Annotated in this window: 15 protein-coding genes; 4 read left to right on the top strand and 11 right to left on the bottom strand. The window is 67.9% G+C overall.

All coding sequences use genetic code 11. The annotated features are described in order from the left end of the window. Positions 1-2 precede the first annotated feature (2 nt). The 10 genes from queC to AC30PD_RS06240 form a co-directional block, all read right to left on the bottom strand. Positions 3-821 (bottom strand): 7-cyano-7-deazaguanine synthase QueC, encoded by an 819-nt coding sequence (queC, locus tag AC30PD_RS06195; protein ID WP_489534781.1) that lies wholly within the window; start codon positions 819-821, stop codon positions 3-5. 32 nt (positions 822-853) lie between these two features. Continuing rightward, positions 854-2134, bottom strand: a complete 1281-nt coding sequence (locus AC30PD_RS06200; protein ID WP_489534782.1) for a glutamate-5-semialdehyde dehydrogenase — start codon at positions 2132-2134, stop codon at positions 854-856. 34 nt (positions 2135-2168) lie between these two features. Then, positions 2169-3173: a hypothetical protein gene (locus tag AC30PD_RS06205; protein WP_489534783.1), complete on the bottom strand. Its 1005-nt coding sequence runs from the start codon at positions 3171-3173 to the stop codon at positions 2169-2171. A 95-nt stretch (positions 3174-3268) separates the two neighbouring features. Then, positions 3269-4252 carry a dipeptide ABC transporter ATP-binding protein gene (locus AC30PD_RS06210; RefSeq protein ID WP_489534784.1) on the bottom strand — a complete coding sequence of 328 codons (984 nt, stop codon included), beginning with the start codon at positions 4250-4252 and terminating at the stop codon, positions 3269-3271. Next, on the bottom strand, positions 4249-5229 hold the full coding sequence (locus tag AC30PD_RS06215) for an ABC transporter ATP-binding protein (RefSeq protein WP_489534785.1): 981 nt from the start codon (positions 5227-5229) through the stop codon (positions 4249-4251). The genes AC30PD_RS06210 and AC30PD_RS06215 overlap by 4 nt, the downstream gene beginning before the upstream one ends. Positions 5230-5234: 5 nt before the next feature. Continuing rightward, entirely contained in the window at positions 5235-6134 is a 900-nt protein-coding gene (locus AC30PD_RS06220) for an ABC transporter permease subunit (protein WP_489534786.1), read from the bottom strand. After that, positions 6131-7138, bottom strand: coding sequence for an ABC transporter permease subunit (locus tag AC30PD_RS06225; RefSeq protein ID WP_489534787.1), 1008 nt, complete (start codon positions 7136-7138; stop codon positions 6131-6133). Before AC30PD_RS06225 ends, AC30PD_RS06220 begins: the two co-directional genes overlap by 4 nt. Before the next feature lie 75 nt (positions 7139-7213). Next, a complete protein-coding gene (locus AC30PD_RS06230) occupies positions 7214-8824 on the bottom strand; it encodes an ABC transporter substrate-binding protein (protein WP_489534788.1) in 1611 nt (536 codons plus the stop codon). Positions 8825-8956: 132 nt separating this feature from the next. Then, entirely contained in the window at positions 8957-9928 is a 972-nt protein-coding gene (locus tag AC30PD_RS06235; RefSeq protein WP_489534789.1) for an AEC family transporter, read from the bottom strand. A gap of 60 nt (positions 9929-9988) precedes the next feature. Further along, complete coding sequence (locus AC30PD_RS06240) at positions 9989-10180, bottom strand: hypothetical protein (RefSeq protein WP_489534790.1); 192 nt, start codon at positions 10178-10180, stop codon at positions 9989-9991. 186 nt (positions 10181-10366) lie between these two features. Between AC30PD_RS06240 and AC30PD_RS06245 the strand changes: the two genes are divergently transcribed. The 4 genes from AC30PD_RS06245 to AC30PD_RS06260 all read left to right on the top strand — a co-directional run bounded on the left by AC30PD_RS06245 (position 10367) and on the right by AC30PD_RS06260 (position 12866). Beyond that, the gene (locus AC30PD_RS06245) at positions 10367-10654 is read left to right on the top strand and encodes a DUF1330 domain-containing protein (RefSeq protein ID WP_489534791.1); all 288 of its coding nucleotides are present in this window, start codon (positions 10367-10369) and stop codon (positions 10652-10654) included. 43 nt (positions 10655-10697) lie between these two features. Further along, positions 10698-11051, top strand: a complete 354-nt coding sequence (locus tag AC30PD_RS06250; RefSeq protein ID WP_489534792.1) for a YciI family protein — start codon at positions 10698-10700, stop codon at positions 11049-11051. A gap of 102 nt (positions 11052-11153) precedes the next feature. After that, positions 11154-11558, top strand: coding sequence for a YciI family protein (locus AC30PD_RS06255; RefSeq protein WP_489534793.1), 405 nt, complete (start codon positions 11154-11156; stop codon positions 11556-11558). 27 nt (positions 11559-11585) lie between these two features. Further along, the gene (locus tag AC30PD_RS06260; RefSeq protein ID WP_489534794.1) at positions 11586-12866 is read left to right on the top strand and encodes an RNA polymerase sigma factor; all 1281 of its coding nucleotides are present in this window, start codon (positions 11586-11588) and stop codon (positions 12864-12866) included. Positions 12867-12876: 10 nt separating this feature from the next. Here AC30PD_RS06260 and AC30PD_RS06265 read toward each other — a convergent pair whose 3' ends face one another. Beyond that, a complete protein-coding gene (locus tag AC30PD_RS06265; protein WP_489534795.1) occupies positions 12877-13812 on the bottom strand; it encodes a carbohydrate kinase family protein in 936 nt (311 codons plus the stop codon). Positions 13813-13875 lie beyond the last annotated feature (63 nt).

Below are 13875 nucleotides of genomic sequence, written 5' to 3' on the forward strand. Positions count from 1 at the left end.
ACTCAGCGGCCCCGGCGCAACTGGGGGTCGGCGTTGGTGTCGGCGAACGGCGTGAACTCGCTTTCGCCGTCGAGCGTGCTGCCGGTGTCGCTGTCGAGGCTGTCGGTGGCCACGCCCATGCCGGCGTTGAGCCAGGTGTCGAAGCCGTTGCGGCGCAGATCGCAGGCCGGGCACATGCCGCAGCCGTAGCCCCAGGCGTGGCGTTGGCGCCGGTCGCCCAGGTAACAGGTGTGGGTGTGCTCGACCACGAGTTCGATCAGCGGCTCGCCGCCGAGTTGTTCTGCCAGCGCCCAGGTCTGCGCCTTGTCGAGCCACATGAGCGGGGTGTCGATCGTCATCGGCGCGTCGAGGCCGAGGCTGAGCGCGACCTGCAGTGCCTTGAGCGTGTTGTCGCGGCAATCAGGGTAGCCCGAAAAGTCGGTCTCGCACATGCCGCCCACCAGCACGCTGAGCGAACGCCGGTGCGCGATCACGGCCGCGAAGTTGAAGAACAGCAGGTTGCGCGCCGGCACGAAGGTGTTGGGCAGGCCGCCGGCCTTCATCTCGATCTGGCGCTCGTCGGTGAGCGCGGTGTCCGAGATCTGGCCGAGCAGCGACAGGTCGATCAGGTGGTCGGCGCCGAGCCGGTGGGCCCAGTGCGGGAACTGCTTGCGCAACTGTTCGCGTACCGGAACGCGGCAGTCGAGTTCGACCAGGTGGCGCTGGCCGTAAGTGAAGCCGATGGTCTCGACGTGGGCGTAGCGCTGCAGCGCCCACACGAGGCAGGTGGTCGAGTCCTGCCCGCCCGAGAAGAGGACGAGTGCACGGCGGGTGTCGGTCATGGGCGCGATTCTCGCCCAAGCCCGCAGCGGCGTCAGCCTCGGGTTTCGCCGTGGCCCAGCACGACCCATTTCATCGAGGTCAGGCCCTCGATGCCGACCGGCCCGCGGGCGTGGAACTTGTCGGTGCTGATGCCGATCTCGGCGCCGAGGCCGTATTCGAAGCCGTCGGCAAAACGCGTCGACGCGTTCACCATCACGCTCGCCGAATCGACCTCGCGCAGGAAGCGCATCGCGTGCGAGTGCGTGTCGGTGAGGATGGCGTCGGTGTGGTGCGAGCCGTAGCGGTTGATGTGCGCGATGGCTTCGTCGAGGCCGGCCACGATCTTCACGCTGATGACCGGCGCCAGGTATTCCTCGGCCCAGTCCTGCTCGGTCGCCGCCGCGAGCTTTGCTGCGGGCACCGGGGCCAGCAGGGCGAGTGCCGCCGCATCGCCGCGCATCTCGACACCCTTGGCCGCGAACAGCGCGCCGATGCGTGGCAGAAACGCGGGCGCGATCGCCTCATGCACCAGCAGCGATTCGGCGGCGTTGCACGGGCTGTACTTCTGCGTCTTGGCGTTGTCGGTCACACGCAGCGCCAGTTCGAGCTCGGCGCTGGCGTCGACATACACGTGGCAGTTGCCGTCGAGGTGCTTGATGACCGGCACCTTCGCTTCGCGGCTGATGCGCTCGATCAAGCCTTTGCCGCCGCGCGGAATGATCACGTCGACCGCTTCGGGTGAGGCGATCAGGAAGCCGACCGCCGCGCGGTCGGTCGTCTGCACCAGTTGCACCGCGTCGGGCGGCAGGCCGGCTTCGACGAGCGCAGCCTGAACGACCTTCCAGAGTGCCAGGTTGGAATGGATCGCCTCCGAGCCGCCGCGCAGGATGCAGGCGTTGCCACTCTTGATGGCAAGCGAAGCGGCTTCGATCGTCACGTTCGGCCGGCTCTCGTAGATCATGCCGAACACACCGAGCGGCACACGCATCTGGCCGACCTGGATGCCGCTCGGGCGCAGCGCCAGGTTCGTGATCTCGCCGATCGGGTCGGGCATGGCGGCGATCTGCTCGCAGCCTTGGGCCACGGTGTCGAGGATGCCCGGCGTGAGCTTGAGGCGGTCGACCATCGGCGCGGCCAGGCCGGCGCTCTGCGCGGCGGCGATGTCTTGTGCGTTGGCGGCCTGCAGCGGCGCGGTTTCGCTGCGGAGCAAGCGCGCCAGCGCGAGCAGCGCGTTGTTCTTCGAAGCGGTGGACGCCGCCGCCATGCGGGCGCTCGCGGCACGGGCGGCAGCGCCCATGTGGGCGATCGTGGCTTGCAGGTCGGTCGAGGTCATGCCCCGATTGTCGCAAACCGCCGGTTGCTTTGCGCTACTGCGCCGCCCCCGTCACCCAGGCCTTGCGAATCAAGCGCCCGCAATACGCCGACGCAACCCCCGCAGCAGCGTTCAGGAAATCTTGCCGCGCCACGATGCCGTAGTAACGCTTGCCTGCATCGACCCACGGGTAGAAGCCGAACGCGCCGGCGCTGCTGAAGGCGCCGTCGCCCACCGCCGGGTCGCTCTCGACCCAGTGCCCGAGCGAGTACTGCCAGCTTTCGTTGCCGGGGATCGGCGTGCCCAGGGCCGTGCCGTTGCAGGTCAGCGGGTTGGTGCACACCGGGTTGCTGCCGAGTGCGGCCCCCATGCGCAGCTGGCCGCCCAGCAGCTTGCGGAGGTAGCGCGCGTAGTTGTCGGCGTTGGTGCGCACGCCGCCGGCGAGCTGCGGCTGGCTGTAGGCGATGTCGACGTCGCTGCCGAGCTGGCTTTCGATTTCGGTGGCCAGGGCGGTGTTGTCGAGCGCGTCCAGCCCCATCAGGCTGGCGTGCACCTGCATGTGGCCGCCGTCGTAGAGAAACTTGCCGTCGCTCGCGGCGGTGTAGACCCCGTTGGTCGACGAGGCCACGCACGAGCCCACGGTCTGCGTGGGGCTGCAACTGGTGAAGCTGGTGTAGCCGCTGCGGAAGTTCAGGAACTTGATGTCGCTGGCACTCAGGCCCGCCGAGCCACGGCGTTCGACCACGTAGGCACCGTAGAGCCACTTCGAGGCCGAGGCGATGTTCATCACGGTCGAGGCGGTGTAGGTCAGAGGCGAGCCGGTGGCGTTGACCGAACCGCTGGCCATGAGGCCGGTCTTGTCGCCGATCTCCCAGTAGAAGGGCTTCACGGCCACGCAATTGGCGTTGTTCGCGGCGGTGGTGGTGGCGGCCTGGGTGCGCTGGGCGGTGTCGGGGCTGGCGGGTGTGCCGGTGTCGGAGCCGCCGCCACCGCCACAGGCGCTCAGGCTCGCGACAACAAGGGCACCGGCAAGCAGCCGGAGGTGCGTGGTCGTGTTCATGAAGCTCGCCTTCGGTTCGTTTCGGCGCGTTGTAGCGCAGGCGTCCGTCAAGCATGTTTCGCGCCGGTAAATTTGCCGGCGCGCGGGGGAATGCGTCACACGATCTCGTGGACCCGGTGACAAGCCACCCGCTGCCCGCCCCCCAGCTCTTCGAGCACCGGCACCTCGGCCTCGCAACGCGGCACTGCGAACGGGCAGCGCTTGTGGAAAGCGCAGCCGCTCGGCGGGTTCAGCGGTGAGGGCAGTTCGCCCGTGAGCACCTGGCGGGTCTGCCGCGCCGCGGCATCGATGCGTGGCGTGCTGGCGAGCAGCGCGCGCGTGTACGGGTGGCGCGGCGCGGCGAAGAGCGCGGTCTTGGGCGCCTGCTCGACGACCTTGCCGAGGTACATCACGAGCACTTCGTCGGCGATGAGTTCGACCACCGCGAGGTTGTGCGAGATGAAGACGTAGGCGACCTGCGTTTCGTCTTGCAGGTCCATCAGCAGGTTCAGCACCTGGGCCTGGATCGACACGTCGAGTGCCGAGACCGGCTCGTCGAGCACCACCACTTTGGGCTGCAGCATCAAGGCGCGCGCGATCGCGACGCGCTGGCGCTGGCCGCCCGAGAACATGTGCGGGTAACGCGCGTGGTGCTCGGGCCGCAGGCCCACGCGGGCCATCATCGCGCGGGCTTTTTCGGTGCGCGCCTCGGCGCCGAGCGGCGTGTTGATGGCCAGCGGCTCTTCGAGCGCGTGGCCGATCTTCTTGCGCGGGTTCAAGCTCGCGAACGGGTTCTGGAACACCATCTGCACCTGCTGGCGCAACTGCTTTTTCACTGTGGCGTCGGCGTGGGTCACGTCGGCGCCGTTCAGCTTCAGCGTGCCGCTGGTCGGCGCTTCGATCATCGTGAGCTGGCGCGCGAGCGTGCTCTTGCCGCAACCCGATTCGCCGACCACGGCGAGCGTGTGGCCGGCGGCGAGTGTGAACGACACGCCGTCGAGCGCGCGCGCCGTGGCCTTCGGTTTGAGAAAGCCGGTCGAGACGGTGTAGTGCTTCGCGAGCGCCTGCGCTTCGAGCACCGGCGCGGTCGTGTCGGTCATGCCGCCACCTCCGCGCTCTGCGTCAACGGATAGAAGCATCGCGCCTGCGCGCCGGGCTCGCCGACGAGCGGCGGCTGCTCGCTGCGGCAACGCGGCTGCACGTGCGGGCAGCGTGGCGCGAGCAGGCAACCGGCGGGGCGGTCGTAGGCACCCGGCACCACGCCGCTCATCGAACTCAGGCGGCGCTTTCCGATGTTGTGCTCGGGCAAGGCCGACAACAGTGCTTCGGTGTAAGGGTGGCGCGGCGCGTCGAAGACCTGCGGCACATGAGCGGTCTCGACCAGCTGGCCGGCGTACATCACGAGCACGCGCTGCGCGATCTCGGCGACCACGCCGAGGTCGTGCGTGATGAGCAGCAAGGCCATGCCGCGTTCTTTCTGCAGCTTCAGCAGCAGCGCGAGCATTTGCGCCTGGATGGTCACGTCGAGCGCGGTGGTCGGTTCGTCGGCGATGAGCAGGCGCGGGTTGCAGGCGATCGCCATCGCCACCATCACGCGCTGGCTCATGCCACCTGACAGTTGATGCGGATACGCGTCGAGGCGGCGTTCGGCGTCGGGGATCTCGACCGCGCGCAGCAGCTCGAGCGCACGCGCGCGCAGCGCGGCCTTGCTGCCACCTTCGTGGATCTTCAGCGTTTCCATCAGCTGGAAGGCGACCGTGAAACACGGGTTCAGGCTCGTCATCGGGTCCTGAAAGATCATCGCGATGTCTTTGCCGAGCAACTGGCGGCGGTCCTTGACCGGCATGGTCAGCAGGTCGCGGCCATCGAACATCAAACGCTGTGCGCGCACGCGGCCGGGCTCGTCGATCAGTCCCATCAGGGCGAGCGCGGTCACGCTCTTGCCCGAGCCCGATTCACCGACCACGCCGACCACTTCGCCGGCGTCGAGCGTGAAGCTCATGCCGTCGACGGCCTTGAATGGCGCGGCTTCGGAACCGAATTCGACGCGCAGGTTTTCGACTTCGAGGAGAGCCATGACGGTCAGCGTTTGAGCTTCGGGTCGAGCGCATCGCGCAGCCCGTCGCCCATCAAATTGAAAGCCAGCACCGAGACCAGGATCGCCAGGCCCGGCAGCGTGACGACCCACCACGCGCTCTGGATGAATTCGAGCGCGCTCGCCAGCATCGAGCCCCACTCGGGTGTGGGCGGCTGCGCGCCCAGGCCGAGGAACCCGAGCGCCGCGGCGTCGAGGATGGCGGTCGAAAAACCAAGCGTCGTCTGCACGATCAGCGGTGCGGCGCAGTTCGGCAACACGGTGTCGAACATCAGCCGTGCCGTGCCGGCGCCGGCGATGCGCGAGGCGGCCACGTAGTCCTTTCCCATTTCGCCGATCACGGCGGCGCGGGTCAGGCGCACGAAGTGCGGCAGCATCACGATCGCGATCGCGTACATCGCGTTCATCAAGCCCGGCCCGAGGATCGCGACCACGGCCACGGCGAGCAGCAGGCTGGGCAGCGCCAGCATGATGTCCATCAGCCGCATGATCGTGAACTCGACACCGCCGCGGAAGTAACCCGCGAACAGGCCGAGCAAGATGCCGCCGGTGAGCGACAGGCCGACCGACACCAGGCCGATGACCAGCGACAGCCGCGTGCCGTGGATCAGACGCGAGAGCACGTCGCGCCCGACCGGGTCGGTCCCGAGCAGGAACACGTGGCCGCCGATCGGCTGCGTGGACGGCGCCTTGAGCACCGCGTCGGGGAACTGTTCTTTTGGCGAATAGGGCGCGATCACGTCGGCGAACAGCGCGCACAGCACCAGCGCGGCGATCACGGCCAGGCCGACCAGGGCGCCGCGGTTGCGGCGGAAGTCGCGCCAGAGCTCAGTGAAGGGCGAGGGCGGCGCCTGCTCCTGCACGATGACGTCAGGGTTGGCGCTCATGTGTGGCGGATGCGCGGGTTGATCACGCCGTACAACACGTCGACGATCAGGTTCACGCCGATGATGACGGTGGCCGATAAGAGGATGCCACCTTGCACCGCAGGGTAGTCACGCCGGTGGATCGCCTCGACCAGCCATTTGCCGATGCCGGGCCACGAGAAGATCGTCTCGGTGAGGATGGCGCCGGCGAGCAGCGTGCCCACCTGCAGGCCGATCGTGGTAACGACCGGGATCAGCGCGTTGCGCAAGGCGTGGATGCCGACGATGCGGAACGTGGACGCACCCTTGGCGCGTGCGGTGCGCACATAGTCTTCGCGCAGCACTTCGAGCATCGACGAGCGTGTCATGCGCGCGATGACGGCGAGCGGGATCGTGCCGAGCGCGATCGACGGCAGGATCAGGTGCGACAGCGCGCTCTTGAACGCGCCCTTGTCGGACGAGAGCAGCGAGTCGATCAGCATGAAACCGGTGACTGGCGGAATGTCGAACTGGATCGCGATGCGGCCCGACACCGGCGTCCAGCCGAGCGTGACCGAGAAGGTGAGGATCAGCAGCAGGCCCCACCAGAAGATCGGCATCGAAAAGCCGGTGAGCGAGGCGCCCATCACCGAGTAGTCCCACACCGAGTTGCGCTTCACGGCGGCGAGGATGCCGGCCGGCAGGCCGATCACCAGCGCCAGCAGCATCGCGCAGACGCTCAGCTCGATCGTGGCCGGGAACAGCGTGATGAACTCCTTGAACACCGGCTCGTGCGTGATCGTCGAGAAGCCCAGGTCGCCGTGCACGGCCTTCCACAGGTAGTCGGCGTATTGCACCGGCAGAGGCCGGTCGAGGCCGAACTCGTGGATCAGGCGTTCGTAGCGTTCGGTCGTCATGCCGCGCTCGCCCGAAAGCGCTTCGACCGGGTCGCCCGGCAGCAGGCGGATCAATGCGAACACCAGCAGCGTGATGCCGATGAACGTGGGCAGCACGAGGCCCAGGCGTTTGGCGATGAAGGTGAACATGTCAGGGCGAGGCGGTCAGGAAAAAGGGGGCGCGAGCCCCCTTGTCGATCGCTGTGGCGAGGTGATGCGGGCGCATCACTTGTCGGGCATGTCGACCTTGTTGAAGTAGTGGTGCGCGGTCGCGTCCATCTTGTAGCCGGTCACTTCCTTGCGCACCGGGTCGAAGCGCACCGAGTGGGCAATGGTGATCCACGGCGCTTCTTCCTTGGCGATGAGCTGCGCCTTCTCGTAGAACGCGGCACGGTCGGCCTGCTTGGTCACGCTCTTGGCCTTCTGGATCGCGTCTTCGAAGTCTTTGTTGCACCAGCGCGCCACGTTGCCACCGGCCTTCACGGCCGAGCAGCCGAGCAGCGGCACGAAGAAGTTGTCCGGGTCGCCGTTGTCGCCCGACCAGCCGAACATCATGGCGTGCTGTTCGCCCACCTTGCTGCGCTTGCGGTACTCGCCCCACTCGAAGGTGAGCAGCTTGGTCTTGACGCCGATCTTTTCCCAGTCGGCCTGGATCAGCTCGGCCATGCGCTTGCCGTCAGGGTTGTAGGGGCGCGTGACGGGCAGGTACCAGAGTTCGACTTCGGTGCCGTTCGGGAAGCCGGCCTTGGCCAGCAGTTCTTTCGCCTTGGCCGGGTCGTACACGTAGTCGGTGACCTTGTCGTTGTAAGACCAGAGCGTGGGCGGGATCGGGTTCTTGGCGACCTGGCCGGCGCCCTGGAACACGGCGTCGAGAATGGCCTTCTTGTTGACGGCCATGTTCAAGGCCTGGCGAACCTGCTTGTTGTCGAAGGGCTTCTTCTCGACGTTGAACGCGATGTAGCCCACGTTCAGGCCGTTCTGCTGCACCAGGTTGATGTTCGGGTCGTTCTTCATCAGCGCCACGTCGGCCGGCTTCGGGAAGGCCATCACGTGGCACTCGCCGGTCTTCAGCTTGGCGTAACGCACCGACGCGTCGGTCGTGATGGCGTAGACCAGGTTGTCGATCTTCGGGCGGCCGCCCCAGTGCGCGTCGAAAGCCTTGTAGCGGATGACCGCGTCTTTCTGGTACGAGACGAACTGGAACGGGCCGGTGCCGATCGGCTCCTTGTCGATCACGTCGGGTGTCTTGGCGGCCATCATCTTGTCGGCGTATTCGGCCGAGTGGATGGAGGCGAAGTCCATCGCCAGGTTGGCCATGAAGGGCGCCTCGGGCTTCTTCAGCACGAACTTGATCGTCATCGCATCGACCTTCTCGACGCGGTCGACGATGTTCTTCATGTCCATGTCTTCGAAGTACGCGTAGGTCTGGCCCGGCGTGACCTTGGCGAACGGGTGGTTCGGGTCGGCCTGCCGGTTGTACGAGAACAGCACGTCGTCGGCGTTGAAGTCACGCGTGGGCGTGAACTTGGCGTTGCTGTGGAACTTCACGCCCTTGCGCAGCTTGAAGGTGTACGACAGGCCGTCGGCCGCCGCGGTCCAGCTTTCGGCCAGGCCCGGGATGATGTTGGTGGTGCCCGTGTCGAACTCGACGAGGCGGTTGTACATCGGCACCGACGACGCGTCGGCGGTGGTGCCGGTGGTGAAGAACTGCGGGTTGAAACCTTCGGGGCTGCCCTCGGAGCAATACACCAGGGTCTTGGCGGCCAAGGCCGCGCCGGCGCCGCCCAGCAAGGCGCTCGCGGCGAGCGTGGTCAAGATGAATCCGCGGAATTTCATGGGTGGTTCCAGAAAGTTGAACGGTGACGCTCTTCGTGAGAGCAAGGGGCTGAATGATAGGTGGCGTGCCGAGGCACGGACTCTAGTGTTCCCCCTAGCAAACTGCCTGCCAGGGTGAGCCGGGCACGACGCTCAGGCGAGCAGTTGCAGCACCGTGAGCCACAGCGGCGCCACGGCCACGAAGGCGAGGGTCGAGAACACCGTGGCAGCGGTGATCTCGGCCTCGAGCGCGTGGTAACGCTGCGCGAAGATCAACGCATTGCTGCCGATGGGCAGCGCCGCCATCATCACGATCACGGTCAGCGGCATGCCGCCGAGCTTGAAGCCCCAGTGCGCGATGCCGAGCACGAGCGCCGGCAGCACCAGCATCTTGAGCAGCGACAGCACCACCGCCGCCCGCGCCGCGCCCTGAACGCCGTAGTAGGCGAGCGCCATGCCGATCAGCACCAGGCACAGCGGCACCACCGCCGAGCCGAGCGTCTGCAGGATCTCGTCGGCCACCGCCGGGATCGGCAGGCCGAGCGCGTTCCAGCTCAGGCCGATCAACACCGGCAGCACCACCGGGTGGATGATCGTGTTGCGGGCCGTCGAGAGCAGGGTCTGCATCAGGTGCGTCTGGCCGCCGTCGTGTTTGGCGCGAGCCAGATCGAGTTCGACCAGCGCGGTCACCAGCGTGAGCAGCACCAGCGCGTGCAGGCTCACGATCGCCAGGTGGATCGCCAGGCCGGTCTCACCGAACAGCGCCGCCGCCATCGGAATGCCGACCTGCACCGTGTTGCCGAACACCGAAGAGATCGCGCGGACGCCGGGCGCGGCGACCGGCAGCGCGCCCGAGCGGTTGGCGCGGCGCTGCACTGCATAGACCACGATCAGCATCGCCATCATCGGCACGAACACCGCGATAAGCGTGTCCCAAGGCATCGTCTTGAAGTCGATGCGGGCGGTGGTGCGAAACAGCAGCGCCGGCACGAAGATGTAGTAGGCCGCGTTGGCCAGCGTGCGTGCCGGGTCGCCGGTGCCCAGCCACTTCAGCTTGCCGACGATCCAGCCGATCGCCACCACGATGAAGATCGTGAGCAGCTTGAAGAAGACGAGAGAAGACATGCGCCGAAGTATCGGCGACGGCACATGCCGATCAGGCGGGCGGCTCGCTCCGCCTTCGCATCAGGACCCTGCCGGCTTGAAGTGCCGCGCTTCGAGCAGCTTGGCGTTCGTCAGGCCCAGCGCCACGAGCAGACGCTCGAGCCAGGTCAGGCGTTTGAAGCGACCGTCGGGCAAGGCGAGCACCGGGCCGAGGATCGGCTCGTCTTCGATGCGCGATTCCTGGTACGGCCGACCGTTCACAGCGTCTTTCATGCGAGTCTCCTTCGTGTGGCGCCTGGTTGTAACAAAGCGTATTTTAGGATTCCCCGTCGGTGAAGAGAAGAGGGCGGCGCAGTGCGATGCATCGGGCAAACCCTTTGACGGGCTCGGCGCGGCGCTCTCGCTCCGATACTGCAGGCTCTCGTTCGATACCCACCGATTCATCAGGAGCAAACCACCATGGCTGCCTACCTCTATGCCGACGTGCACGTCACCGACTCCGCCCTCTTCGAGGAATACCGCGCCCTCGTCCCCGCCGTCATCAAGGCCTACGGCGGCCGATATCTGGTGCGCGGGGGCGCCGCCGAAACGCTCGAAGGCGACCGCCCGTTGAACCGCAACGTGCTGCTCGAATTCCCCGACATGGCCGCGCTCAGGGCCTTCTATTTCTCGGCCGAGTACAAACCGCTGATCGCGATGCGCCAACGCGCGGCCACGTCGAGCCTGATCGCCGTCGAAGGCGTTTGAAGCGGCGGTGGAAAATGCGCACAGCCCCGTTCCTGGAGACACGATGCCCTACATGCTCTTGATCGTCGAACCGCCCGGCCAGCGCAGCGAGCGCGGCCTGCAGGGTGGCCAGCAGGCCTACGCCGCGATGCAGGCTTTTGCCGAAGACCTGAAGTCGCGTGGCGTGCTGCGAGGTGTGGAGTCGCTCGTCTCTGATGCAAAAGGCGTGCGGGTGCAGGTGCGCGAAGGGCGCGCCAGCCTGGTCGACGGGCCGTTCGCCGAGGCCAAGGAGATGGTCGGCGGTTTTTTCCTGCTCGATTGCGCTTCACGCGACGAGGCGGTGGCGATCGCGGCCGCCTGCCCGGCCGCGGCCTGGGCCACGGTCGAAGTGCGTGAAACCGGGCCCTGCTGGAACTGACCGCGCGCTTCGCCTCTGACCGATCTCGACAAGCTTGTCGATCCGGCGCTGCGCCGTTCGTCGTGAATGCAGCAGCCGCCCGGTACGACAAGGAGAGACTCGATGCGATTCATGATCCTGATGAAAGCCAGCGCCGGCAGCGAAGCCGGGGCCACGCCCGACTCCGGCTTGCTCGCCGAGATGGCGAGTTACCACGACGCGCTGGCCCGGGCCGGTGTGCTGCTCGACGGCGCCGGCCTGCACCCGCGCGCGAAGGGCTGGCGAATCCGATTTTCCGAAGGCCGCCGCAGCCTGCTCGACGCCTCGCTCGCCGAGCCGGGAGAACGCGTCACCGGCTACACGCTCATCCAGGTGCGCAGCCGCGAAGAGGCGATGGAGTGGTCTCGGCGCTTCCCTGTGCCGACCGGCGCCGATGCCGACGCCGAGATCGAGGTGCGTCAGCTGTTCGAACGGGAAGACTCCGAGCCCGGCGCTGCCACGGCCTCAGCCGCGGGCAGGTGCCCATGAGCCCCAAGCCGGAATGCGCGCCCTGAGATGACTGCCGATCCGGCCACGCACCGTGCCATCGAAGCCGCCTGGCGCATCGAGGCGGCCAAGGTCGTCGCCCATGCCGCGCGCCTGGTGCGTGACGTGGGTGTGGCCGAAGAACTGGCGCAGGACGCGCTCGTCGCCGCGCTCGAGCACTGGGGCCGAAGTGGCGTGCCCGACAACCCGGGGGCGTGGCTGATGGCCACCGTGAAGAACCGCGCGCTCGATCGGCTGCGGCAAGACGCACTGCACCAGCGCAAGCACGAAGAGATCGGCCACGACCTCGACGCGATGCAGGCGCACGTGGTGCCTGATTTCGTCGACGCGCTCGGCGCGGCGCGCGAAGACGACATCGGCGACGACCTGCTGCGCCTGGTCTTCACCGCCTGCCACCCGGTGCTCTCGACCGACGCACGCGTGGCACTCACGCTGCGCCTGCTCGGTGGCCTGACGACCGACGAGATCGCGCGCGCCTTCCTGTTGCCCGCCGCCACCATCGCGCAGCGCGTGGTGCGCGCCAAACGAACGCTTGCCGACGCGAAGGTGCCGTTCGAGGTGCCGCGTGCCGACGCGCTCGGCGCCCGCCTGGGCTCGGTGCTCGAAGTGATCTACCTGGTCTTCAACGAAGGTTATTCGGCCACCGCGGGCGACGACTGGATGCGCCCGGCGCTGTGCGAAGAAGCGCTGCGCCTGGGCCGCATCGTGGCCGGGCTGATGCCCGACGAAAGCGAAGTGCATGGCCTGGTGGCGCTGATGGAGATCCAGGCCTCGCGCACCCGCGCCCGCACCGATGCACAAGGCCGCGCGGTGCTGTTGCTCGAGCAGGACCGCAGCCGCTGGGACCCGCTGCTGATCCGCCGCGGCCTGGCTGCGCTGGCGCGCGCCGAAGCGCTCGGCGGCGCGCTCGGCCCGTATGCGCTGCAGGCTGCGCTGGCCGCCTGCCACGCCCGTGCGCCCGAGGCGGCTGCCACCGACTGGCAGCGCATCGTCGAACTCTACGAAGCGCTGGCGCGGGTGGCACCGTCACCGGTGGTCGAGCTGAACCGTGCGGTGGCGGTCGGCATGGCTTTCGGGGCAGAGGCCGGGCTCGCCATCGTCGATGCATTGCGCACCGAGCCGCAACTGGCCAACTACCACTGGTTGCCGAGCGTGCGCGGCGACTTGCTGGCCCGCCTCGGGCGCACCGGCGAAGCGCGCGCCGAGTTCGAGCGCGCCGCCGGCATGACACGCAACCTGCGCGAGCGCGAGCTGCTGCTGGCGCGCGCCGCCGAGCCCACTCCGCGCTGAAGGCGCGATGCTACGCGTGCGTGCCGAGTTCGGCGCGGCGCGGCATGTCGGCACCGCGCCGAGAGCAGGTGATGGCGGCGGCCTGAGCGGCGAAGGCCAGCGCCTCGGCGAACGCCTGCTGCGGCAGGCTGCCGAGCGCCTGCGCGCTCAAGGCGCCGTTCTCGGCCAGCCAGGTCAGCAGCGCGGCCTGGAAGGTGTCGCCGGCGCCCACGGTGTCGACCACCGTCACCGCCACGGGCGAGGTGGTGACGCTGAACTGCGCAGTCCAGCCGATCGCGCCGTGCGCGCCGCGCGTGACGACGACCGCGCGCACGCCTTGTGCCAGCGCCCGCATCGCAAAGTCTTCGAGCAGGCCGCCGGGGTAGAGCAGCTCCAGGTCTTCTTCACTGACCTTGAGCAGATCGGTGCGTGGCTGCATCCATGCGAGCTGGTCGCGCCAGCGTTGCAGGTCGGGTTCCACGTTGAGGCGGATGTTCGGGTCGTAGGCGATCAAGGCGCGGCCGCGTTCACGCTCGACCAGCGCGCGCAGCGCCGAGGCCACGGGTTCGACGACCGTCGCGTACGAACCCACGTTCACCACCGTCAGGCCATGCGGCACGCGGGCCATGTCGCCGGGTTCCAGCAGGCGGTCGGCGCAGCCTTCGCCGTAGAAGGCATACGAGGGCACGCCTTGCGCGTCCAGGCCGATCAGGCTGAGCGTGGTCGGCGCGGCGAGGCGTGCGATCGCCTGACTGTCGACACCCTCGGCCACGAGCGTGCGCATCAGGCGCTCGCCCGCAAAGCCGGTCGAGATGGCGCTGAAGAAGCCGACCGGCTGGCCCAGCCGCGCCAGCCCCACCGCCACGTTGAGCGGCGAGCCGCCCACGTTGGCGTCGAGCGTCATGCCGGTGCGGGTGTCACCGGCGGCAAAAACGTCGAGCAGGGCTTCACCGCAGACCATCATCATCTTGAGTTCTCCTCGGTCGTGGGCTGGCCGGGCGTGTTCGCCCGGCCAGCCGAAGGCGGCACT

Origin of the sequence: Rhizobacter sp. (assembly GCF_032229685.1) — a bacterium.
In the GTDB taxonomy this organism is placed as follows: Bacteria; Pseudomonadota; Gammaproteobacteria; order Burkholderiales; family Burkholderiaceae_C; genus LMDS01.